The 22,483-nt window shown below is 63.7% G+C and carries 25 protein-coding genes; 15 read left to right on the top strand and 10 right to left on the bottom strand.

Translation table 11 applies throughout. The features are described from left to right. Positions 1–98 precede the first annotated feature (98 nt). The 3 genes from P2T57_RS13595 (at position 99) to P2T57_RS13585 (ending at position 2,982) form a co-directional block, all read left to right on the top strand. Positions 99–1,349 (top strand): MFS transporter, encoded by a 1,251-nt coding sequence (locus P2T57_RS13595; protein ID WP_276299756.1) that lies wholly within the window; start codon positions 99–101, stop codon positions 1,347–1,349. Between the two features lie 85 nt (positions 1,350–1,434). After that, positions 1,435–2,040 (top strand): NADPH-dependent FMN reductase, encoded by a 606-nt coding sequence (locus tag P2T57_RS13590; protein ID WP_276299755.1) that lies wholly within the window; start codon positions 1,435–1,437, stop codon positions 2,038–2,040. Between the two features lie 24 nt (positions 2,041–2,064). Further along, positions 2,065–2,982 (top strand): SDR family oxidoreductase, encoded by a 918-nt coding sequence (locus P2T57_RS13585; protein ID WP_276299754.1) that lies wholly within the window; start codon positions 2,065–2,067, stop codon positions 2,980–2,982. Positions 2,983–3,089: 107 nt separating this feature from the next. Here P2T57_RS13585 and P2T57_RS13580 read toward each other — a convergent pair whose 3' ends face one another. From P2T57_RS13580 to larB, 3 genes are all read right to left on the bottom strand, one after another. Then, positions 3,090–3,338: a GIY-YIG nuclease family protein gene (locus P2T57_RS13580; protein ID WP_276299753.1), complete on the bottom strand. Its 249-nt coding sequence runs from the start codon at positions 3,336–3,338 to the stop codon at positions 3,090–3,092. Positions 3,339–3,395: 57 nt separating this feature from the next. After that, complete coding sequence (locus P2T57_RS13575) at positions 3,396–3,551, bottom strand: DUF7563 family protein (protein ID WP_276299752.1); 156 nt, start codon at positions 3,549–3,551, stop codon at positions 3,396–3,398. 207 nt (positions 3,552–3,758) lie between these two features. Then, entirely contained in the window at positions 3,759–4,550 is a 792-nt protein-coding gene (larB, locus tag P2T57_RS13570; protein WP_276299751.1) for a nickel pincer cofactor biosynthesis protein LarB, read from the bottom strand. Positions 4,551–4,730: 180 nt separating this feature from the next. On the opposite strand from larB, the gene P2T57_RS13565 reads away from it, so the two are divergent. Further along, the gene (locus tag P2T57_RS13565) at positions 4,731–4,898 is read left to right on the top strand and encodes a DUF1931 family protein (RefSeq protein ID WP_135823380.1); all 168 of its coding nucleotides are present in this window, start codon (positions 4,731–4,733) and stop codon (positions 4,896–4,898) included. A 174-nt stretch (positions 4,899–5,072) separates the two neighbouring features. Here P2T57_RS13565 and rpiA read toward each other — a convergent pair whose 3' ends face one another. Next, positions 5,073–5,759: a ribose-5-phosphate isomerase RpiA gene (gene rpiA / locus P2T57_RS13560; protein ID WP_276299750.1), complete on the bottom strand. Its 687-nt coding sequence runs from the start codon at positions 5,757–5,759 to the stop codon at positions 5,073–5,075. A 120-nt stretch (positions 5,760–5,879) separates the two neighbouring features. Here rpiA and P2T57_RS13555 point away from each other — a divergent pair, with 120 nt between their 5' ends. Then, complete coding sequence (locus P2T57_RS13555; RefSeq protein ID WP_276299749.1) at positions 5,880–6,683, top strand: ABC transporter ATP-binding protein; 804 nt, start codon at positions 5,880–5,882, stop codon at positions 6,681–6,683. Next, a complete protein-coding gene (locus P2T57_RS13550) occupies positions 6,683–7,924 on the top strand; it encodes an ABC transporter permease (RefSeq protein ID WP_276299748.1) in 1,242 nt (413 codons plus the stop codon). The genes P2T57_RS13555 and P2T57_RS13550 overlap by 1 nt, the downstream gene beginning before the upstream one ends. 3 nt (positions 7,925–7,927) lie before the next feature. On the opposite strand, the gene P2T57_RS13545 is transcribed toward P2T57_RS13550, so the two are convergent. Beyond that, positions 7,928–8,230, bottom strand: a complete 303-nt coding sequence (locus P2T57_RS13545; RefSeq protein ID WP_276299747.1) for an amphi-Trp domain-containing protein — start codon at positions 8,228–8,230, stop codon at positions 7,928–7,930. Between the two features lie 250 nt (positions 8,231–8,480). Between P2T57_RS13545 and P2T57_RS13540 the strand changes: the two genes are divergently transcribed. Both P2T57_RS13540 and P2T57_RS13535 read left to right on the top strand, forming a co-directional pair. Beyond that, on the top strand, positions 8,481–8,789 hold the full coding sequence (locus P2T57_RS13540; protein ID WP_276299746.1) for an ArsR/SmtB family transcription factor: 309 nt from the start codon (positions 8,481–8,483) through the stop codon (positions 8,787–8,789). A 279-nt stretch (positions 8,790–9,068) separates the two neighbouring features. Further along, on the top strand, positions 9,069–10,040 hold the full coding sequence (locus tag P2T57_RS13535; protein ID WP_276299745.1) for a hypothetical protein: 972 nt from the start codon (positions 9,069–9,071) through the stop codon (positions 10,038–10,040). Positions 10,041–10,090: 50 nt separating this feature from the next. Here P2T57_RS13535 and P2T57_RS13530 read toward each other — a convergent pair whose 3' ends face one another. Beyond that, positions 10,091–11,224, bottom strand: coding sequence for an ORC1-type DNA replication protein (locus tag P2T57_RS13530; protein ID WP_276299744.1), 1,134 nt, complete (start codon positions 11,222–11,224; stop codon positions 10,091–10,093). Between the two features lie 217 nt (positions 11,225–11,441). Here P2T57_RS13530 and P2T57_RS13525 point away from each other — a divergent pair, with 217 nt between their 5' ends. Together P2T57_RS13525 and P2T57_RS13520 are read left to right on the top strand one after the other, a co-directional pair. Continuing rightward, positions 11,442–12,263 (top strand): hypothetical protein, encoded by an 822-nt coding sequence (locus tag P2T57_RS13525; RefSeq protein WP_276299743.1) that lies wholly within the window; start codon positions 11,442–11,444, stop codon positions 12,261–12,263. 122 nt (positions 12,264–12,385) lie between these two features. Further along, on the top strand, positions 12,386–12,898 hold the full coding sequence (locus tag P2T57_RS13520; RefSeq protein WP_276299742.1) for a hypothetical protein: 513 nt from the start codon (positions 12,386–12,388) through the stop codon (positions 12,896–12,898). Positions 12,899–13,000: 102 nt separating this feature from the next. Here P2T57_RS13520 and P2T57_RS13515 read toward each other — a convergent pair whose 3' ends face one another. Next, a complete protein-coding gene (locus P2T57_RS13515) occupies positions 13,001–14,992 on the bottom strand; it encodes a MutS-related protein (RefSeq protein WP_276299741.1) in 1,992 nt (663 codons plus the stop codon). 97 nt (positions 14,993–15,089) lie between these two features. Further along, positions 15,090–15,671, bottom strand: a complete 582-nt coding sequence (locus P2T57_RS13510; protein ID WP_276299740.1) for a hypothetical protein — start codon at positions 15,669–15,671, stop codon at positions 15,090–15,092. A 229-nt stretch (positions 15,672–15,900) separates the two neighbouring features. Between P2T57_RS13510 and P2T57_RS13505 the strand changes: the two genes are divergently transcribed. Next, positions 15,901–16,233, top strand: a complete 333-nt coding sequence (locus P2T57_RS13505; RefSeq protein ID WP_276299739.1) for a winged helix-turn-helix domain-containing protein — start codon at positions 15,901–15,903, stop codon at positions 16,231–16,233. A gap of 53 nt (positions 16,234–16,286) precedes the next feature. Here the strand turns inward: P2T57_RS13505 and P2T57_RS13500 are convergent, their stop codons facing one another. Further along, on the bottom strand, positions 16,287–16,919 hold the full coding sequence (locus tag P2T57_RS13500) for a hypothetical protein (RefSeq protein ID WP_276299738.1): 633 nt from the start codon (positions 16,917–16,919) through the stop codon (positions 16,287–16,289). Between the two features lie 140 nt (positions 16,920–17,059). Here P2T57_RS13500 and larE point away from each other — a divergent pair, with 140 nt between their 5' ends. Beyond that, on the top strand, positions 17,060–17,941 hold the full coding sequence (gene larE / locus P2T57_RS13495; RefSeq protein WP_276299737.1) for an ATP-dependent sacrificial sulfur transferase LarE: 882 nt from the start codon (positions 17,060–17,062) through the stop codon (positions 17,939–17,941). A gap of 232 nt (positions 17,942–18,173) precedes the next feature. Here larE and tatC read toward each other — a convergent pair whose 3' ends face one another. Next, positions 18,174–19,007: a twin-arginine translocase subunit TatC gene (tatC, locus tag P2T57_RS13490; protein ID WP_276299736.1), complete on the bottom strand. Its 834-nt coding sequence runs from the start codon at positions 19,005–19,007 to the stop codon at positions 18,174–18,176. Positions 19,008–19,100: 93 nt separating this feature from the next. On the opposite strand from tatC, the gene P2T57_RS13485 reads away from it, so the two are divergent. The 3 genes from P2T57_RS13485 (at position 19,101) to P2T57_RS13475 (ending at position 22,472) form a co-directional block, all read left to right on the top strand. Then, positions 19,101–21,356, top strand: a complete 2,256-nt coding sequence (locus P2T57_RS13485; RefSeq protein ID WP_276299735.1) for a twin-arginine translocase subunit TatC — start codon at positions 19,101–19,103, stop codon at positions 21,354–21,356. A 206-nt stretch (positions 21,357–21,562) separates the two neighbouring features. Then, positions 21,563–21,736, top strand: a complete 174-nt coding sequence (locus tag P2T57_RS13480) for a ribbon-helix-helix domain-containing protein (RefSeq protein ID WP_276299734.1) — start codon at positions 21,563–21,565, stop codon at positions 21,734–21,736. Further along, positions 21,729–22,472, top strand: a complete 744-nt coding sequence (locus tag P2T57_RS13475) for a queuosine precursor transporter (RefSeq protein ID WP_276299733.1) — start codon at positions 21,729–21,731, stop codon at positions 22,470–22,472. Before P2T57_RS13480 ends, P2T57_RS13475 begins: the two co-directional genes overlap by 8 nt. Positions 22,473–22,483: the final 11 nt, after the last annotated feature.

Below are 22,483 nucleotides of genomic sequence, written 5' to 3'. Positions count from 1 at the left end.
AAAAACCACCGCGTGGCTCTCTGCCACGAATACCTCAGCTAGAATACAAAAATGCGCTTCCGCGAGTAGTTTTGTGGGTCGCCTCTGTATCGCCGGGTGTGAGACCGACCGCGAGGAGTTGGCGGCCGACCCTCCCCGAGGGACCCGTCGCCAAGTACTACCTCTACCGGGCGTCGATGGCCGCGGGGTTCACCACGCCCATCTGGTACTACTACGTCAAACTCAACGTCGAGTCCTACGCGCTCGTCGGGGCCGTGGACGCCATCTGGTGGGCCGGTCTCCTCCTGTTCGAGATTCCGACCGGGGTCGTCGGCGACCGAATCGGTCGGCGAAACAGCCTGTTGGTCGCCAGCGCGATGATAACCGTGGCCCAGTTGGCGATGGTGGTCTCCAGCGAGTTCGCGCACTTCGCGGTCGTGTTCGCGTTCTGGGCGCTGGCCTCGACGTTCGAGTCCGGGACCGCCGATGCGTGGCTCTACGACACCCTGAAGGCCCGGATGGACGAAGGCGACTTCGCGCAGGTCCGAGGCCGAGGCAACGCCGTGATGTACGTCGTGATGGGCACGACGGGTGTCGTCGGGGGCTACATCGCCGACGTGTGGATGCCCGCCGCCTATCTGGCCTCGGCGGCCGTGACAGTGCTGAGCATCCCGGTTCTGCTCTCGTTCCCCGAGTCCGCGCCCGGCCGAAGCGACTCAGATACCGGCGAAGGGGACTCCGACGACCACTTTACCGTCGTGGACGCTCTGCCGGTCATCCGCGAGGAGTTCTCGAAGCCACCGCTCCGGTCGTTCGTCCCGTACCTCGGTCTGTTCTTCGGGGTCTACTGGGGCGTCAACTTCTTCGTCCAACCGTTCAGCATCGAGACGCTCGGTCTCTCGGTCAGCGAAGTCGGGTGGATGTTCGGCGGGTTCACCGCCGTCGCGGCCGCGGTCAGCTACAACACCGACCGAATCGAGGAGGTCGTCGGTCTCCGGCGGTGGTTCGCGCTCGCGCCGCCGGTCCTCGGCGCGCTGTTCGTCGGCGTCGCCCTCGCACCCATCGCGGCGATTCCGGTCTTCTTCGTGATGCGGGCCACCCGCGGCGTGATGACGCCCTTGGCGAACCAGTACATCAACGACCGGGTTGGGTCGGTCGGCCGCGCGACGGTCCTCAGCACCGCCGGGATGATTTACCACGTCGTCACCATCCCCTTCGAACTCGGGGCCGGGAGACTCGCCGACGCGCTGGGAATCGTCCCGACCATCGGCCTGTTCGGCGGGATTCTGGTCGCGGGGTCCGCCGTTTTTCTCGGGGTCTCCTCGGCGTTCGGCGCGTCGAGCGTCGCGGACGAGTCGGCCGCGGACTGACGAACCCCGGAACAAAGGTTCTTGTTCTTACAAAAATCGGGTTCCGGAAACTGTTTTCCCTTTCAGGCCCCTGCTTTCGAACAAGATGAACGAGAACCCTGTCGTCGTCGCGCTGGCCGGAAGCATGCGCGACGGGAGTTACACCCGGACCGCCCTGAAACACGCCCTCGCCGCCGCCGAAAAGCGCGGTGCCGAGACCGAACTGCTGGACGTGCGCGAGTACGACCTGCCGATTTTCGACCCCGACGAGGACGAACCCCCCGAGGCCACCGAACTCAAGCGCAAGATTCGGGAGGCCGATACGGTCCTCTGGGGAAGCCCGGTCTACCACGGGTCCTACTCGTCGGCCTTCCGGAACGTCCACGACTACTGTAGCTTCGACGAGTACGAGGACACCACGGTCGGCCTGCTGGCCGCCGCGGGCGGTGGGTCGTTCGCCAGCACCCTAGACCACATGCGAGTCACGGCCCGAGGAGTTCACGCGTGGGTCCTGCCCCATCAGGTCGGCATCCGGAGCGCCCGGAACAAAATCGAGGACGGCGAAATCGTGGACGACGACATCAAAGAGCGCGTCGAGAAACTCGGCCAGCAGGCAGTCGAGTACGCCTACATCCACCCCGACGTGACCGCGCCCGACGCCGGCGTGGCCGAGGACGCCGACGGCGGCCAGCAGGCCACAGACGACGACTGAATTCCGAACCCCAACCGAGAGCCAATGACGAGCAAGGTCGTCCTCGTGACGGGCGGAACCAGCGGTATCGGCTGTGAGGCCGCCCTGCGACTCGCCGAGGAGGGCGCAATCGTCCTGTTCACGGGCCGGGACCGCGAGGCGGGGCAGGAAGTCCTGTCCGCGGTCCGGGACGCCCACCCCGAGAGCGAGGGCGACTTCTACCCGGCCGACTTCGCGGACTTCGCGGCGGTTCGGGAGTTGGCCCGCGAGGTCCGGGCCGACTACGACCGCCTCGACGCGCTGGTGAACAACGCCGGGACCTCCCAGAGCCACCGCCGGACCACTGACGAGGGCGTCGAACTCACCTTCGCGGTCAACCACCTCGCGCCGTTCCTGTTGACGAATCTCCTCGCGCCGCGCCTGCGCGAGAGCGCCCCCGCACGAACCGTTAATACGACGAGCGCACTCCACGAGGACGGGTCGCTGTCGGACGTGGAGGCGGTCGTCCGGGGCGAGCGGGGAGACGGCGGAGCGTTCGACGGTCTGGACGCCTACGCCGACTCGAAACTGGCGAACGTGCTGTTCACGGTGGAACTGGCAGACCGACTCGCGGGGACCGGCGTGACCGCCAACTGCGTGCATCCGGGGTGGCTTCCACAGACCGGCCTCGTCAGGAACGCGACCGGCTTTTCGCGGGTGTTCACCGGCGCGGCCGCGTTCGTGGCCGGGATTGCGCCGGTCGGCCCCTTCGAGAGTGTCGCGGACGCCGGCGACACGCTGGCCTATCTGGCGACGAGTGACGAGGTGGCCGACGTGTCGGGCGCGTACTTCGACCGGCGCGAGCGGACCTCGCCTGCGGAAATTGCTGGTGATGAGGCGCTACGGCGTCTCGTCTGGGAGCGGAGCGCGGAGTTGGTCGGGCTACCGGCGTCGGTGCCCGAGGACGACCCACTGGCGGAGTAAAGCCGTCGCCGGTTTCGTTTACTCACGCCGGGGAAGCGGCGTCTGAGTAAACGAAATCGAGGAATCGTTTACTCGTGCTGGTGGAGTAAACGCATCGGGTAGTTGCTTTACTCACTTCTGACCAACTGCTCTTTCTGCCGACGCGACAACTGTTTGATTTCGTACTCGCGGGACATGGCCGCCGACTGCGAGTCGAACTCCTCGGTGTGGACGAGTTCGACCGGGGTGCGTCCGCGGGTGTACTTCGCGCCCTCGCCCCGGTCGTGTTCGCGGACGCGGCGCTCTACGTCGGTGGTGTAGCCCGTGTAAAAACTGCCGTCGTCGCATTCGAGGATGTAGACCCAGTGGACCGGCACGCCTTACAGGCTTCGCGTGGTGGTTCTTAGCTTTTCGATTCCCGCCCGTTTGACGGGCTATGCGTTCGCCTCTCTGGCGCGTTGGCGCGCGACTTCCGCGATTCCGGCGTTCGCCGAGCAAGAGACGCATGCGCGGACCGCACCGTTCTCGTCGGCGAACACCCGAGCGAAACGCTCCGAGATGTGCGCGCCACAGTGGTCACACTTTGGCATTGGGTTTCATCTGGCAGGGTCACTGCCAGCGAGTAAATCTTTGTCCCCCTACACCAAAAACCCTTCCCAGACACCAACCTCTTTTTCGGAAACGCAAAGAACGTTTCCCGAAATTGTGTTCCGGTCGGGCGAACGCAACCGAGACACCGAGATTGTAAGAGTGCGTTGTATCGGGGTAAGGCGGCGTGTCGGTGCGGGGTGGGGAGGCTACTGGTCGTCTTCCGTCTCGTCGGCATCCGGTCCCGCGCCGTCTACGGCTCTGGCGACGAGGCCGGCCTGCGCGCCCGCGACGAACCCGGCGTCGGTGTTCACGACCGAGAGGACCGAGCAGGACTGGAGCATCCCCGAGAGCGCGGCCTCGCCCTCGCCGCCGTAGCCGTACCCGGTCGAGACGGGGAGACCGATGACCGGCGTGTTCACGAGGCCGGCGACCACGGTGGGGAGCGCGCCCTCCCGGCCCGCCGCGACGACCAGTACGTCGGCAGACCGCAGGCGGTCGAGTTGGTCCACGATGCGGGTGAGCGCGGCGACGCCCACGTCCTCGATTCGCTCGACTGTCGCGCCCATCTCGTCGGCGAGGACGGCGGCCTCGCCCGCGGGAATCGCGTCGCTCGTGCCGCCGGTAACGACGGTTACGGTCGCGTCGAGGTCCGGCGCGTCGAAGTCCTCGGCGTGGGCGACGACCACGCCCGACCGACCGTGGACCGTGACCTCGGCCTCGGGATGGTCGTCGGCGAGACGCTTTCGGATGGCCCGGCGCTGGTCGTCGTCGGTCCTCGTCACGATTGCTCGTCCGGTGGTCTCGACTGCCGTTTCCGCGAGCGAGGCGGTTTCTTCCGGTGTCTTGCCGTCACCCAAGATTGCTTCGGGGACTCCTCTGCGGGTCTCGCGCGCCGCGTCGAAGCGCCCGGCGTCGTCGGTGGCGTACCCCGAGAGTCTTGCTTCGGCCTCGGCGGGACTGACCTCGCCGTCGGCCACCGCGTCGAGTATTTCGCGCATGTCCGACTCTGGGCGCTCTGCGTACTCGTATCCTCCGACCTGCCGAATCGAGGGCACACAACTCGCTAGTATTTATAAGTTTTGGCCTCCGTGACAGATGACCGTGAAATCAGCTACATGGGCCGGTTAGCCCGAGAATTTGAGAAGCTTTATTAGGGGTGGCAGGAAACAAAAGGCCGTATGGCAGACCTCATCGTCAAAGCCGCTGTCAAGGACGCACTGGACGACAAGAACGTGGCGTCGGACTTCTACGACGCCCTCGACGAGCGCGTCGACGAACTCCTCGACGAGGCTGCCCGCCGCGCCGAGGCCAACGACCGAAAGACGGTCCAGCCCCGCGACCTGTAACTCGGGAGCCTAACCTCGTTTCTTTTATCGGCGGTTACGTCCCATAGCTATGCTTTTCATCGTTTAGGAAATAATTAAGATTGTTAGACACAGAGATAGTTAGTTCGGAGCGTAACGGCGACAGCAAAGCGCCACTTCGTGATTTCGCCTTCGTGAATCCCCGCCCGCTCGCGGTCAGAACGTTTTGACGTTCACGCCGTCCTCTTTGCCGACGTGAACCTCGTCGGCCATCCCGACGAACAGGCCGTGTTCGACAGCGCCGGGAATTTCCGCGAGGTCCTCTGCGAGGTCGGCCGGGTTCGGGATTTTGCCGAAATCGCAGTCGAGCAGGAGGTTCCCGTTGTCGGTCACGACCGGGCCGTCCTTGCGCTCGGCGGTCCGGAGCGAGGCCGACCCACCGAGCGTTCGGACCTCTTTGGCGGCGGTGGTCCGGGCGTCGGGCAGGACCTCGACCGGCACCGAATGGTCGAGTTGCTTGACGGACTTGCTCGGGTCGGCGACCACCAGCAGGCGGTCGGCGGCTGAATCCACGATTTTCTCCCGCGCGTGGGCACCGCCGCCGCCCTTGACGAGGTGGGGACCGGAGAACTGGTCGGCCCCGTCGATGGCGACGTGGACCTGCCGAACTTGGTCGAGGTCCGTGAGGGGGACGCCGACCTCCTTGGCGAGTTCCCGCGACTGGAAGGAGGTCGGAATCCCGCGAACGTCGAGACCGCTATCGACCCTCCGGCCGAGCGCCCGGATGGCGTGGGCCGCGGTCGAACCCGTGCCGAGGCCGACCACCATGCCGTCCTCGACTTCCTCGGCCGCGCTCTCGCCCGCTTTGCGCTTCTCCTCGTCGCTTCCGCCGGTCGTCTTCATGGTCGCAGATGGGCCTTCCGCAGTGAAAAGTGTGGCCGAACGCCAAGACGAGATAACGAGTCGTTTCCCGGCGGAACGGGCGCTAGTGTTTTGGCGATTCCGCCCGTACTAAGAGAGACGATGGCTGCCAGCGACTCGGACGCCGAGTCCGATGCGGAGACCGGGCAGGGGGACGCGAAGGGAACAGGTGGCGGGGACGCCGGAGCGGGCGGCAGAAACGCCGTGTCGCTCCGCGGCGTGCGCAAGACCTACTTCCTCGGGGAACCCGTCCACGCGCTCGACGGGGTAGACATCTCGATTCCGCGAGGGTCCTACACCGCCGTGATGGGTCCCAGCGGGTCGGGCAAGAGTACCCTGCTCAACCTCATCGGGTGCCTCGACACGCCGACCGAGGGCGAGGTCTGGGTCAACGACCGCGAGGTGTCGGACATGTCCCAGCGCGACCGGACCAAGGTCCGGGGCGAGGAGGTCGGTTTCGTCTTCCAGACGTTCAACCTGATGCCGAAACTCACCGCCGCCGAGAACGTGGCGCTCCCGCTGGTCTTTCAGGGCGTGGACAAGAGCGAGCGCATCGACCGGGCGAACGACCTGCTGGAACAGGTCGGTCTGGGCGACCGGGGCGACCACCGACCCAACGAACTTTCGGGCGGCCAGCGCCAGCGCGTCGCCATCGCTCGGGCGCTGGCGGCCGACCCCTCCATCATCCTCGCCGACGAACCGACCGGGAACTTGGACCAAGAGACCGGCCAGCAGATTATGGGCCTGTTCCAGCGACTCCACGACGAGGGCAACACCATCCTGATGGTGACCCACGAGCGACCCATCGCCGAACACGCCCAGCGCGTGATTCACGTCCTCGACGGCACGGTCGAGCGAGTGGAGGAAATCGAGTCTCCTCGGCGCGTCGAAACTGACCTGCCCTGATGGAGTTTCTACAGAGCCTCCGACTCAGTTGGCGAGCGATTCGGAGCCACAAGCTACGCTCGACGCTGACCACGCTCGGAGTCATCATCGGCGTCGCCGCGGTCATCACTTTCGTCACGCTCGGGACAAGCCTCCGGGCCGACGTGCTGGGACAGGTGGGGGCCGACCGAACCCCGAACGTCTACGTCTGGGCGAGTCCGGCGGGCGAGGAGGGCGGGCCGGGGTCGGGTGCCCAACCCGCCTTCACCTCCGGCGACATCGACGCGCTCAGAAATCTCTCCGGTGTCGAGTCGGTCGTGCCTCGGGGGGTGGTACCCACCGCGGCCGTCTCGGCGGGCGGTCAGACTGTCGCCCAGCGACAGGTAATCGCCACCTCGCCGAGTTACTTCGACCCCGGCAGTTTCGCTGAGGGCCGGGCCTTCCGGGAGGGGTCCCGCGAGGTCGTCCTGAACGAGCAGGCCGCCGGACTGTTCGACCCGACCGTCGAAGTCGGCCAGAACGTCACGCTCAGACTGGCCTCGGGCGATTCGGTCGAGGCCGAGGTCGTCGGGATGCTTAACGGGTCGTCGGGCGGTGGGGCCTTCGAGGGACTCAGCGAGGGCCAACCGCTGGTGTTCGTGCCGACCGACCCCTTCTACCGGACGACGCTGGAGACGCCGGACGGCGAGAGCCAGCGCGTCTACCCCACGCTGACGGTGGTCGCCGACGACTTCGCGGCGGTCCCCGAGACCAAAGAGCGAGTGCGGGCGTACCTCGAAAACGAGTCCGACGCGGCCCAACTCGTCCCCGGCAACTACGGGTTCTCGGTCGAGACCGACCAAGACCTCGTGGACCAACTCAAGGACCTGCTCAACACCCTCACGAACTTCGTGACCGGCATCGCGGTCATCTCGCTGGTGGTCGGGTCTATCGGCATCGCCAACATCATGCTGGTCAGCGTCACCGAGCGCACCAAGGAAATCGGTATCATGAAAGCCGTCGGCGCGCAGAACCGCGACGTGCTTCAGTTGTTCCTGCTTGAGGCCGCGATGCTGGGGCTGTTCGGCGCGATTCTGGGCACCCCTGTCGGCGTGCTTGGGGCCTACGCCGCGGCCCAGTACATCGGCCTGAGTCTGGTCCTGCCCTACGAGTGGTTCGCCATCGCGGTGGCAGTCGGGGTCCTCGTAGGGATTCTCGCTGGACTGTATCCGGCGTGGAACGCGGCCAAGACCGACCCTATCGACGCGCTCCGGTACGAATGAAAGTCACTCCACGCTCAGGTCGTCGCCTCCTCGGGGTTCGGTAAACTCGAATTCCACTTCGAGTTCGGCCTCGCGCCCGCCGGCGAACTCGACTTCGACCTCGACCGGTTCGCGGTACTCGAAGGGAATCTCCCACTCCTGCGACGAGAGCGTCAGGTTCGTGTCGTTCTCTACTTGGTCGGCCAACTCCCGGAGAAACGAGGCCGTGGCCTCGCGCGAGAGGTGGATTTCGCGCTCGAAGAAGCCGTCAGTGACGGTGGTGCGTTGCTGGTCTCTGTCGTCGGGCAAATTAACCCGGTCCCCCATGGCCCGGAGTTCGACCCGCGGGCTAATAACACTCGGCCCGCGATACCGACCGACCTGCCGCGTTCGCGGTCCGAGCGCCGACGGCGCTTCCAGCAATATTCCGAATCGGGAGGAAAATATCCCTGATTCTTTAATGATTGTATAGGCGTCTCCGATGCGGCGGGGAGTTGCGTCCGGCGCGCGCTCTGCCCGACCAGTCCGCTCGGCCCGCCTAGTCACTTTTGGGGTGAGAAGCCGTACCAGTGATACCGTGTCGCTCATCGACCTGCTGGGAAGCAAATCCAGAATCGAAATCCTCCGGGAACTCTCGCGGGAACCCCGATACGTCTCGGAACTCGCCGAGGAGGTCGGCGTGGACGGCAAATCGGCCGTGCATCACCTCTCGAAGATGGAGGACGCCGGATTGGTCGGCCACTACGAGCAGGGCAACCGGAAGTACTACTACCTCGCCAAGACCGTCGAACTCCGGGCCGCGCCACCGCCCGAGCGCACCTTCGTCCTCCAGACCGGCGAGCGCCGCGACGACCCGACCGGCCTCGAATCGGCGACCGACGACTGAATGGCGTGACGACTGAGCGACGACCCACGACCGAACCCTCGGCGCGGGCGGAGAGTCGTCGGCAGTGTGACCGCTCACGGCCACCCTAACGACACGCTCCCGACTGTAACAGTCTCTTATCGACCGCCTGCGAACGGCCGGCCCGAGCGCCCCTCGACAGGACCCCCGCCAGCGTCGGGGCAGTTGTCAACCGAGAAAACCGGGCTTAATTCGATAAACGGTTCAAACGGTATCTGCTATTTATCGCAGTTACCGGGTTAGCTACCCCGCGTGAGAGACATGAAACGGCGTCAGTTCGGCGCGATGCTCGCAACCGCAACGTTCTCGCTCGGGGGACTGGGGACCACGGCGGCCGACGCATCCGCACAGGAGACAGCACCGTTGGAGATACAAGACGTGTCGGTGGATTTGGGCGGCGTGACTGCATCCGTCTCGCAGGCCACGTTCGAGTTCCAAGACAGCACGATGCGGTTGGAGCTTCGAGGCTGGTCGATGGAGGACACCGACCAGTCGCTGGCCATCGACCGAACGCGAGTGGCCGTCAGCGACGTGAGCGCCGAGACGTTCGCCGCCGTCCGCTCGGCGATGGTCGAGGCGTTCAGCGGGCGCTCGGTGTCGCCCCTGCTCGGCCTGCTGGCCGACGGGACCGTCCCCGCGAGCGCACCGGCCGAGGTGTCTCTCGGACCGATTCAGGCGAACGGCGGGACTGTCGCCGACCGAGTTGTCGCCAGCGGGACCGTCGGCGACATCGTTCCCGACGGCACTCAGCAGTTGGCTCAAGAGGGCGTCTCGCTTCAGGGACTCCTCGGTCTCGGCTCCTCGTCGTGGAGTCGCCTGAGCATCCAGCGCGGGACCTCCCAGCTTTCGCTCAACGACGTGATGATGCAACGCGAGGGGTCCTCGTTCGTCATCTCCGCGCCGGGCGGAGAGGCCCAACTCTCGGACCGGACGCTCCAGTTGTCGGACGTTTCGATGAATCTGTTGCCGCCCGAGACGATTCCCGAGGAGCACGTCGCGTTCGCCTCGGAGGTCCGGCAGTTGGCCGCCGAGGGGTCGCTCTCCTCGTCGGCGGTCGAGTCGGCCGCGGCCGAGTCGGGCGTGACCGTCGCTAACACGACCGAAGCCGCCCGAAACGCTCGGTTTAGCCTCTCGCTCGGCGAGGTGACCGAGGACGGCGAGGCGCTGGTCTCGAACTTCCAGACCAGCGGGACGCTCGCCGAACTGATGGCAGTCCTTCAGTCTCGACTGTAAGTCGGCGGAAACCTACTGAACTCCGTTCTTTCCGTGCCGGTCTCGTTTCGCTAACTGTCTTCCAACCGGTTCAGCACGGCGTCGGGGTCGTAGCGGAGCGAAAGCTGGCGCGAGCGGCCCCGACCCTCGACGTTCGTGTAGGTGGCGTCGATGATGTCGAGTTGGTCGAGTTTGTTGATAATCTCGGAGTAGCGCGTGTAGCCCAGACCGGTCTGGTCGTGGAAGGCGTCGTACACGTCGCCGGCGCGCTCGCCGTCGTTCTCGGCGATGACCTGCAAAAGCTCTATCTCGCTGTCCGAGAGGGCTTGCAGGCTGTGGCTGAGGTGGACGTATTTCGACTTCTCGTAGGCTTCCTCCACATCTTCGAGGTTGACCGTCCGACTGGCGCGCATCTCGGCGTTGAGGCCGGCGCGTCGAAGCAGGTCGATGCCGACCCGCAAATCGCCGCTCTCGGCCGTGAGTTCCGCCACTCTGTCCAGCACGTCGGCCGAGATGACGCCCTCGTGGAAGCCCCTATCGACGCGCTCCTGTAGGATGTCTACTATCTCCTCGCGGTCGTAGACCGGGAAGTAGACCTCCTCGGGGCGGAAGACGCTCTGGACCCGGCCGTCCAAGTCCTCGATGACATCGAGGTTCAGGTCCGAGGACACCACGATGACGCCGATTTTCGCGCCGGAGTGGGCCTCGTGAGCGCGGAGGAGCGAGTAGAGCGTGTCGGAGGCCTCGCCCTCGTAGAACAGGTAGTTCACGTCGTCGAGTGCGACGACCAGCACCTCGTCCTCCTCGACCAGTTTCTCGGTAATCTGGCGAAAGAGTTTCTTGAACGAAATGCCCGACGAGGGCGGTTCGTACTCGAAGATGCCCTCGAAGACGCGGGAGAACACCGAGTAGCGGGTCGAATCGACCTGACAGTTGACCCGGACAGTCCGCACGTCGGTCTGGGCACCCAACTCGCCGAACACCTTCTGGACGGCGGTGGTCTTGCCGGTGCCGGGCGGACCGCGGGCGATGACGTTCAGGGGTCGGGACCCACGCGCGGCGGGGCGGAGCGCGTACTTCAGACTCCGCATCTCGCTTTCGCGGTGGGCGAACGTCTCGGGAACGTAGTCGATTTCGAAGACGTGTTCGTCCCGGAACACGGATTCGTCCCACGAGAGCATCCCCTCCTCGGGGTCGTCTGCCATCACTTTCACCTCGCTGTCCCAGCTACTTAACGTTTCGGCAGACGAGAATATTATCGCCGGAAGAAGCCATCACTCCCCGAATTCTCTTATTTAAGATACGGTAAACGCAATATAGGCCTTTTATAATAAATAAAACATGTAATTTATACTAATATAATATAATTTATATTTAAAACAACTAGAAGAATATGAGTAGTAGTAAAATATCTATAATACTGTGACAGAAAATAAAAAGAAGTCAAGAAGAAAAATTCTCAAACAACTCGGAGTCGCTACAACGGTGACCGGGTTCGCGGGGGTCGGGTCCGCTAAAGGAAAAAGCGGCCGTTCCCAACCGGAAATCTTCGACCACTCTGTCGAACTCAAAGGCAAAAATGGTTGGAACGCTTCGGAGTGGGGTGAGTACTTAAAACAGCACGGGATTACGCACGAAAGCAGCTCGACGACGGTGTCGATCCCGAAAAAGACGACCGATGGTGACGTCGGAACTCAGAAGTTCGATAGGAACGACGTCACGTTTGAGATTTCTCGTGGAGACGTAACAAAGAACAGGGATTTCTGTTACGAGTATATTCATCTCGGATGGAACCATAGCGCAGGGGACGTCGCGGAGTGGGGGGAAGCCCCGCCCGATACCGCTGCAATCGGCTTCCACAACGACCACTACGACCGGTCGTACTGCGATAGCGAGTGGGTTTACTACACCGACGACTCCGGTAACGTGAGCGATGTGGACGGCGTGGATTCGAAGAATCCGAATTCCGGTGCGGTGTGTGAATGGGCAGACGGCGGGTACCTAAACGGAGACACGGAAGCCGGTTTCGGTGTGAAACTGAACCCGAAAGATGGCTACTCCCCGTCGGAAAGAGAGTTAGAGTTCGATTACTACCATACCTACAGCGATGTCGAACTACAGGGCATTTCGTTCTCGTTCCCTGCCGGTGTTGGCGTGACGTACGGGGACACGACGAAAGTCTGGGATGTCGAACGGAGCTTTACCGCATCGCAAATCGGGAACCAGAAAACGTTCTCGCCGTAGCGCGGACGCTCATCAACCGAATAAGTGAATCGAACTCGTTGATTCCGTTTTCGTTGGAAGGATACCCGTGAACATATGACTAAGCGGAACACTTTAGCTTTCCTCGGCCGACGGTCGATACGATGGATATCCGTGAACACATGACTGAGCGAAGGAAGGTACTGAAATATCTTCTCGGTAGTGCAGGGGTACTTACAGGTATCTGTGTCCATGACGAATTAGATATCCGGCCCTTCAAATTCGGCTCCTCGGTTGCACCGATCCCTACGAGGAAAAAATACGTCCGAGGACAACCCTCCCTCTCTGCGGGAAGCGAAACGACATACGGGAGAATAATACCGAACGAAGATGCGGTTGAGGATAGCTTTTATACGGTCCCGGATAGCGTATCGTCTGAGTTAGGTACGGGGTTCGACTCGGGCTTTTGGGTAGCTACTCTAGCGATTCTTCCGAACGATTCGACTTTTAATCCTGGGCCGGTGAAGTTCAGAGGCGAGTCTTTGAAATATTATAACGCTGAGATAACTGACAGCGGAAATCAGAATAGAGATTTAGTGTTTCACTACGTATTTCATCATTGGATCAGAACCCTCCCTATCTATAGTCAGCCTTCCTCCGTTTGCATAGATTTATGAGCATCTGCCATATTCACTCCCCTTTAGGCCTTATATTTTGACTTAATATCATAAATGTATTTTATACTTACTTTATCCAGTAGATGATGACTAGATAAGAATTTAAAACTTCTTTAGTAGTCTATCGTAGAACTCCCCGTCCGAGTCCCCGGCCAGTTTCTCGACAATCAACTCCGGCGTCGAGCGCGCTAAGTGATTCTTCACCGGCGAGCGGTTCACGACCAACTCGCCGTCCTCCAGTCCCTTGGCCTCGATGCCGTCCACCGGCACGTCGTAGTCGGCCATCTCCCGAATCTCCGCGGCGAGGTGGGAGACGAACACGCCGGTCACGTCCCGGCCGCGCAGTTCTTCGAGGATGCCCGCGATAATCTTGGCGCTCGCGCCGGGTTCGGTGATGCTCTCCAACTCGTCCACGAGGACCAACCTGTCTGCTCTCCCCTCAGTTAGCCCCGCGAACTCCCTCAGCGTGGACTCGAAGGCCCCGGCGTCCAGCGTCCCCTGCGTCTTGGCGTGGTAGTGGAGTTCGCCGAACTGCTCGATGCGGACCGCCTCGGCGGGCACCGGCAGGCCCATGTGGGCCAGAATCGTGACCAGCGCGACCAAATCCAGCGTCGAGGTCTTCCCGCCGCTGTTGACTCCCGAGAGGAGGGCCACGCCGGACACGTCGTAGTCCACAGGTTCGACTGCCCCGAAATCCACGTCCAGCAGGGGCGAGCGCCCGCCGACGATTTCGAATCCGGATGCAGACGCCGCCGAGTCCTCCCCGACGAACTCGGGCATCACGCAGTCGAAGTCCCGAGCGAAGCGGGCGACGGCCAGTTCCACGTCCAACTCCAGCGCGGTCCGAACCAGTTCTTCGGCGTCCTCGCGCCGGTCTGCGAGGTCCGCCGCGAGTTCGCGCTTCCGACTGGTCGCCCGGCGGTCCTTGGCGGCCTGTAGGTCCTCGCGGAGGCGCGAGACCACTTCCTCGTCGCGTTCGACCGGGAAACTCGGCTCCTCGGGGAAGGCCCGGCGGGCCACTTCGGCCTCGCCGGAGTCCAAATCGAGCGAGTCGATTAGCTCCTCGCGGGCCCGTTCGACCGCGGCGTCGTACTCGTCGCTCAACTCCCGAGACAGCAGGGAATCGACGCCAGCGCCCTGTTCGACCAGCGAGAGGAGGTCCGACCCCTCGACGGTCACGTCCTGCTCCTCGATGGCGTCCCGGAGCGCGTCGTTGGCGACGCTCTCGGCGGTCGAAACCGCGGCGTCCAAGTCGTCGATGGCCCGCGAGAGTCGGTCTAATTCGTCGTCGCCGACCACGGTGCCGTCCGAGGCCACCCGATTAAGGGCGTCCTCCAGCGCGTCGATGTCCAGCGGCGGGTCGATGCCCGCAGTCCGGTGGACTCGCGCGGCGGCCTGCAAGCAGTCGCGGTTCGCGGCGTAGAACGCCAGCACGCGCTCCGGCACGATTTCGGCCGGGCGCTCCAAGGCGTCGGGTTCGACTCGCACGTCGCCCTCAATCGTGACCCCGGCGAACTCCTCGTCCAGCGCGACCACCGTCGAGTAGCCTCGCGCGAGGTCCGCCAAGTCGCGGGCGTCCTCGACCACCTCGACTGTCAACTCGGGAATCGCCTGCTGGGCCTCGCTGTATCGCTCGGCGTCGGCGGTCGCCAGACATCGGTCGCGGACCGTCACGTCCCGCGGCGAGGACAACGGTTCCACCTCAGCCAGCGCGTCCAGCACCTCGGGGTCGGGCGTCCGGCCGAGGGCCTTCTGGGCGAACTCCCGGACCTCCTCGATGCGCGACCGGACGCCGCTGGGATAGAGGGTTTCGAGGCGCTTCTCGCCGTATCCCGTCACCGTCCGGTCTTTGAGCAGGCCGAGCGCGTCCCGGTAAATCTCCTTGGCCCGGTCGGTCGCCAGAAAGCCGCCGGGGTCGCCGTGGCGCTCCCGGATGGCTCCTCGGGCGATGGCCGCCGCCCGGCCCTCGGTGATGCCCGGCGCGCTGGCGATTTCGGCCACGTCGCCCGTCTTCAGCGCCCGCTCTGGGTCGTCCAACTCCGAGAGCGCCGACGCCGTCTTCGACCCGACGCCCGGTATCGCCTCCAACTCCATTCGGGCGGGAGTACCGACCGCTCCGTTAAAAAGTATTGGTAGTAGGGGTGTTAGCCCCTACGACAGGTGCTGTCGTTGCTCCGGTCGTCGCCAGTCGTCAGAGACAACAACCGTCCTGTTCCCACGAACTACAGTCGGTTCCGTCGGTGTACTCACAGCAGTGGCGCTTGAGGTAGACGGCCTCGTTGCTGGTAGACGAACACGGGTAGTTCGTGCAGTCGTACTCGTAGTAGCAGTGGTCCTCGGTACTCACGCCGTCGTCGCCCGCCGCCGAGCGGAGCGTAAACGGCGACTCGTCGCCCGTCGGTTTGACGGACGCACCGCTTTCGGACTTGTCGGGGAGGACTTCGACCGTGACCTCGTGAGCGTCGGTCTCTTTCGTCGCCACGATTTTCGCGCCCTCGTCGCTCACCGAGAGCGTGGCGTCCGAGAGGTCGAACGCGGCCGCCGACGCGCTCCGGATGACGCCTCGGTCCGCGAGTTCGGCGAGGACCGGCGCGGCGTGGGCGTCGAAGGCCTCCTCGATAGCGTCGGACGCTTCGAACTGGGCGCGCACTTCGTCGGCCCGAGTGGTCGAGACGCTCGCGCTTGCGACGCCGGTCGCGCCGAGTGCGAGACTGGTCGCGCCGATGCTCTTGAGCAGTCGTCGTCGGGTCGTATCGGTCTGGTCTGGTGCCATACCGGATATACATGAACGTGCGTTCAGTATTAAATCTAGTTAGCTAGCTGAAAGAAAAACCGTTGCGGCGAAGTCCGATTCGAGTATTGTAACTATTTCTTAAGCAAATTAAAATCAATGTTTAAAATAAATCTCTAATCGTTAGGTTGCTCCGGCAAGCGTAAACTCGTCTCTATCACGCCGACTCCGGCGTTCGAATCGACCGATTTTAGTCTAGATAGTCATGAATATGGCCGATGAAACCGGCAAAACAACTACCGAACCGCCAGCCGAGAACACCGTCCTCACTGACGTTCTCGGCCCGCACGCGAAGGTGAAAATCCTCGTCGCGCTACTCGGAGAAAACGACCGCGACCTCAATCCCACCGACATCTCCCGACTGGCGGGCATCGACCGAAGCACCTTCTACGAACACATCGACGACCTCGTTGCCTACGGCGTGGTCGAGGAGACCCGAACTGTCGGCAATAGCCAGATGTACCAAATCAACCGCGACAACCCCGCCGCCGAGGACTTGGCCCAGTTGGAGTGGGACCTGCTGGACTGCATCCCCGAGGAGTAGACGGGTCGCAGTCCGGACGCCGCCCGACGCCGGAGGTGGACTCCCGGCCGCGTTCAGCTACAGCACGCGCCGCAACAGCCCGAATCGGACCACGAACCGCAGTCCACGCCGTCACTGAGGCCGTCACAGCAGGTGCGCTCCTCGTAGACGCACGAGTTGAGGTCGCAGGGGTCGCACGTGCAACGCGATTCGGTCCAACAGCCGGAGGTGGACACGTCGCCGCCCTCGTCCCGGACGGTGATGGGGTCGCCGCCGTCGAGCGGTTTCGCCGTGGCGTAGCTCTCGTCGAGGTGGGGCCGAACGACGAGGCGAATCTCGTGGGTCGCCGTCTCGCGGACCGTTTCGATTTGCGCGGTGGCCTCGCCGTCGAGCCAGACGCCCATCACCGACGCGTCCTCGCGGTCGGTGCCGACCGCCGACAGGTCGAACGCCGACGGGTCGGCGGTGTCGAGGTAGCCCCGGTCTGCGAGTTCCGCCACCACGGTCCCGGCGTGTTCCGCGACGGCCCAGCCGGCGCGGTGCGAACTGGCGAACGACCGTTCGAAGCGGTCGAGGTCCGCGACTGCGCTCTCCGCGCTCGCATTTCCGGCGGCCGCGACCCCGGCGACTGCACTCGCACCGACGGCTTTGAGTATCGAGCGTCGATTCGGTCCGGTGCTACCGCGATTCGAATCGTTTCGTGGCATACGGTAACATGTCTAGGCAACTCCGCATTAAGTTCCATGCCTAAACAGATAGAACGTTATCACTTTCGGCGGTTGGTCCCCCGCTAACGCGGTCGCCGCGTTCAACGCACTTTTCTCCCGGAGACGCCAAGTCCCGAGACATGGCTACCGTAGCGGAGAAAGCGCGGGCGCTTCGAGACGACCTCGCCGAGCGCGAGGGCGTGCTTATCGCCTTCTCGGGCGGGGTGGATTCGAGCGTGGTCGCGGCGCTGGCCCACGACGCGCTGGGCGAGGACGCCGTGGCCTGCACCGCCAAGAGCGAGACCCTGCCGGAGGCCGAACTGGACGACGCCAAGCGAGTCGCCGACGAAATCGGGATTCGCCACGAAATCGTCTCCTTCTCGGAGTTGGACGACCCCGACTTCGTGGCCAACGACGGCGACCGGTGTTACCACTGCCGGACGATGCGTCTGGGCAAGATGTTCGAGACGGCCGACGAGTTGGGGATTCCGGTGGTCTGCGACGGCACGAACGCCAGCGACGCCGACAGCGGCCACCGGCCCGGAATGCAGGCGGTCGAGGAGTTAGACGCCTACTCCCCCTTACTAGCCCACGGCATCGACAAGGACGAGGTTCGGCAAATCGCCGACGAGCGTGACCTCTCGGTCGCCGACAAGCCCTCGATGGCGTGTCTCTCGTCGCGGATTCCCACCGGTCTGGAAGTCACCGAGGAGAAACTCTCCCGAGTCGAGCAGGCCGAATCTCTGCTTCGCCAGTGGGGGTTCTCGCAGTTCCGCGTCCGGGACCACGACGGTCTGGCCCGCATCGAAGTCGCCGAGGACGAACTGGAGACCGCCCTGAATCCCGATTTCGTCGAGTCCGCCCGTGACCACATGACCGGTCTCGGGTTCGACCACGTGACGCTGGACCTCCACGGCTACCAGACCGGGAGCGTCAGCCCCGAGGGCGACGACGAGGAGGGAGAGTCGGACGAACCGCTGGTCGAAGACGTGTTCTCCTCGGAGTATCCGACCGCCGAGTAGCGCGAGTGACAGCGCGGTCGCTCGCCAGTCAGGTTCGAGAAAGTGGCATGGGCGTTCGCACCAAGGGTGGCAGTTTGCTGGCACGCGAACTGCGATTTGTAGCTGCTGGCACGCGAGCTATATTTGGCAGGCGCGAACGCTACCTATCCATAGCGAGTCCGGGACCTTAGTTATACGCCGATTACGCAGTCAGAAACGAGTCGTTGGTGCGGTCGAAAACGGAAGCCAGCGGTCAGTTGCCGGTCCACTTCAACAGCATCAGGGTCCCCTCGAACAGGGTAATCATCGTGAGCGTCACGAGGATGGGTGCCATCCCGGTCGGGTCCGGCGTGAACAGGAACGAGATGCCGAGGAAACCGCCCCAGAACAGCAGACGGCGGTCGGCCAGCCACTGCCGGGTGGTCAGCCCCATCATGATGGCGAGCATGATGAACAGCGGAATCTGGAACACGACCGCCAGATAGCCCATCAGCATCAGGATGAGGTTGAACGTCTTGGTCAGGCCGAACGCGAGCGCCGCCGCGTCCTCGGTGTAGGTGATGAAGTAGGTGAACACCGCCGGGAGGACGAGGAAGTACGCGAAACTCACGCCGACGAACGCCAGCACGAGGCTGGTCGGGACCGCCGAGAGGTAGTACCGGCGCTCGTGGGGGTAGAGTCCCGGCCGCATGAACAGGTACGTCTGATAGACAAACACCGGAAGCGCGAGGATGACGCCCGCGAGACTGGCGACCTTGAGTCTGGTCAGCACCAGCGCGAGGGGATGGTAGAGCCGTGGTCGGGCCTGCTCGCCCAACTGCTCGAACGGCATGATGTTGTACCAGAGGAAGTTGATGACTTGCTCGGAGAACGGGAGCGCGATTGCGGTCACGCCCCCCGCGATTACGATGACGACCGCTAGCCGCTTTATCATCTCCTCGATGTGGTCGGCCAGCGGCATCTCCTCGTCTTCGAGCGGCTCGTCCGGCGCTGTGGGCGGGTTGTTCAGCGCTTCCGTCTCTCTCGGACCACCGGTGTCCTCCGTGGGCGAGAGATTGCTGGCCGTCGCCTCCGATTCGTCAGCCATTCAGTCGCTCTAAGCGGTCCTGTCATTATAGGCTTTCTTCTCTTGGAAGGACGAGAAGATTGATAACTAAGACACGGCTACCCTTCCCAAAGAATGTCCGGGACTGGAAGTAGTATCGTCGACGAGGACACCGCGAACGCAGTCAATAGCGGCCGCGAGACCATCGGAGCGATGCTCTCGACGGCTCAGACACACCTGCAAAAAGTCTTCATCGTCTTCCTCGTCGGCTTCGTCGCTTCTTTCTACGCGCTCCGCACGGCCGGGTGGCCCTTCCTGAAGGCAGTCACCAAGGCCCAGATGCCACCGTCACTGGCCGAATCCGTCACCGTCATCGCGGTGACTCCCTTCGACGTGATTCTGTTACAGGCCAAAATCGGTGCCATCGCGGGCGGTGTCGTGGCACTCCCCGTCTTGCTCTACTACTCGCGCGACTCGCTCCGCCAGCGGTCGTGGTACCCCGGCGCGCCCATCGCTCGCTGGAAAATCGCCCTCCTCGTCCTGCTAGCCATCGGCCTGTTCTTCGGCGGCATGGTCTACGGCTACGGCGTATTCTTCCCGCTGATGTTCAAGTTCCTCGCCGAGAACGCCATCACCGCGGGCTTCGAGACGCGCTACTCCATCGTGAAGTGGACCGAGTTCATCGCCTTCCTCTCACTGTCGTTCGGCCTCGCCGCCGAACTCCCGCTGGTGATGAGCGGTCTGGGCTACACCGGCATCGTCCCCTACGAAACCTTCCGCGACAAGTGGCGCTACGCCATCATGGGCATCTTCGTGTTCGGCGCAGTCGCCTCGCCCCCGGACCCCTTCACGCAGGTCATGTGGGCGACGCCGCTCATCCTGCTGTACGCCTTCAGCCTCTATCTCACGAAAATCGTCGTGACGCTCAAGCGCGGGAGCGACCAACTCAGCTTCGCTGGCGTCGTTCGAGACAACGCGATACGGGTTCTCGGCGCACCCGCGCTGGTCTTCCTGCTGGTCCGCATGTTCTTCACGCAGGCGGGCGTCGAGGCGGTCAACGCCCAACTCCCCTCCCAGTACGCGCTTCCGACGGTGGATGCCGTCTTCGGCCTGCCGCGAACTGAGTCGGTCCTCCTCGTGTCGGGCATCGTCGCGCTCGTCGCGTTCGTGGTGGCCTTCCTCTACTACCTGACCCAAGAACTCAACGAGGTCCAGACCGCGGTGCAGGCCACCGCACCGCCGGCGGGCGACCCCGCCGACATCGACCTCGAAAACCTCGACGCCGGTGCAGTCCGGGCCGCTCCTCCGGAGGTCTTCGAGGAGATGACCGAGGACGAGGCCGTCGGCCACGCTGGCGAGGCCATGGAGGCCGACGACGCCGAGAAGGCCCAAGCCATCCTCGACCGGTACGACGAACTCCACCCCGAAGAGGAGGAAGGCGACGACGCCGCCGACGAGACCATCCCGACGGAAGACGAGGTGAAGGACGACGACGAGGACCTCAACGAGGCCACCTTCCCGCGCGAACCCGACAGGCCCGAGTCCGCGAGCGACCTGATGGAGAGTACGGCCGCGGGCATGGCCGACGCCTTCACCGAGGACGAGACCACCGAGGACGACATCGGCGGGTGGGCCTACGACATCCGGTTCATCTTGGAGAGTCTGACCTCGAAGATGTTCCGCATCGTGGGCGTGTTCATGGCCGTCCTCGCTGGCGTGTTCATGTTCCTCTACCGGGGCGGTATCGGCCTCATCCGCGAGGACTTCCTCTCGCGGCTTCCGGCCGAGGTTCGGCCCGAAACGGGGTCGGGCGAGACGGTGCTGAACATCGTGACGCTCCACCCGGTCGAGGCCCTCGTCTTCGAGGTCAAGATTGCGACCCTACTGGGTGCCGTGGCGGTCCTTCCGTTGGTCCTCTACTACGCGTGGCCCGCGCTGAAGGAGCGCGGACTCGCCTCGGGGAGTCGTAACGTGTTCGGTCTCTGGTCGGGCACCATCGCGGTCGGTCTCATCGCCGGAAGCGCGCTGGGCTACGCCGTCGTCGCGCCGAGCATCATCTCGTGGCTGGTCGCCGACGCGGTTCGCGCCGAGATGATTATCTCCTACCGGGTCAACAACTTCTTCTGGCTGGTGTTCTTCACCACCGCCGGAATCGGCCTGCTGGCCGACATCCCCCTGACGATGTGGCTGTTCGAGCGCGGCGGCATCGTCTCGTTCGACGCGATGAAAGACCGCTGGCGCGAGGTGACGATTGCGGTGTTCGCCGCCGCGGGTCTGCTCACGCCCGACAGCCTCTACACGATGTTCCTCATCGCCATCCCGATTTCCATCGCGTACCTCATCGGGCTTGGCGGATTGTGGGTCATCACGCTCGGCGGTCGGCGGTCGTAGGAGTTCGTTCGCGGGTTCGTTTTTTCGAGTTTCGAGCGGCAGACGGATTCTACGTCGTCTTTACTCTCGCAGAGCTAAGAACAACTATACAATTCCTTCAGCAATAAATATATTTTCTAGACACGTAATTAGATACCCAAATCCCACCTAACCCATTTCCGTCGAAACCTCGAACGCTTTAACACATCGAGCGATAATATCCCAGTATGAGCAAGATAAGCGTGGAAGTGCCCGACGAGCTCCTCGAAGACCTCGATTCCCACGTCGGCGAGGAGGGCAAGTTCGTCAACCGGAGCGAGGCCGTCCGGGCGTCGGTCCGGAAGATGCTGGACGTGCTGGACGAAATCGACGAGCGTCACGGACGGTTGGAAGATGAGTGACGGCCCGCGAGAGGGCGCGTATCGAGACACCGCGCCGCTCCCCACCGGCCGCATCGCGCTGGTCGCGCTGTTCGTTACCGCGCTGGTGACCGCACAGCTTACGGCGTCGAAACTCCTCGGGTTCTCGATTCCGTTCTCGCTCCCGTTCACCGAGAGCCTGCTGGTGATGCCCGGCGCGGCGCTGGCCTACGCCGTCACCTTCTTCGCCTCGGACTGCTACTCGGAACTCTACGGTCCCGACGAGGCCCACAAGGTCGTCAACGTCGGGTTCGCCATGAACTTCGTCCTGCTGGCGCTGGTCTGGTCCACCATCTTCGCGCCCACTGCGCCGTTCAGTCCCATCGACCCCGCGACGTTCGAGAGCGTCCTCGGCGCGAGCCTCAACATCGTCGTCGCCAGCCTGCTCGCCTATCTCGTGAGCCAGCACTGGGACGTGCGCGTGTTCCACGCCATCCGCGAGGCCACCGACGGCGACCACCTCTGGATTCGCAACGTGGGTTCGACAGCGACCAGCCAACTGCTCGACACCCTCATCTTCGTCTCCGTCGGGTTCGCAGTCGTGCCCGCGCTCCGCGGCGGCGACGTGCAGACGGTCAACCAACTGCTGGGCCTCGCGTTGGGCCAGTACCTCCTCAAACTCACCATCGCGGTGGCCGACACCCCCTTCGTCTACGTCGTGGTGGGCTACCTCCGGTCTCGTGGGTCGGCCGCGCCTGCGCCGCGGACCGCAGACTGACGACACAGATT

The organism is Halorussus lipolyticus (assembly GCF_029338375.1).
GTDB classification, from domain to species: Archaea; Halobacteriota; Halobacteria; order Halobacteriales; family Haladaptataceae; genus Halorussus; species Halorussus lipolyticus.
This window is presented reverse-complemented; position numbering and strand designations above follow the sequence as displayed.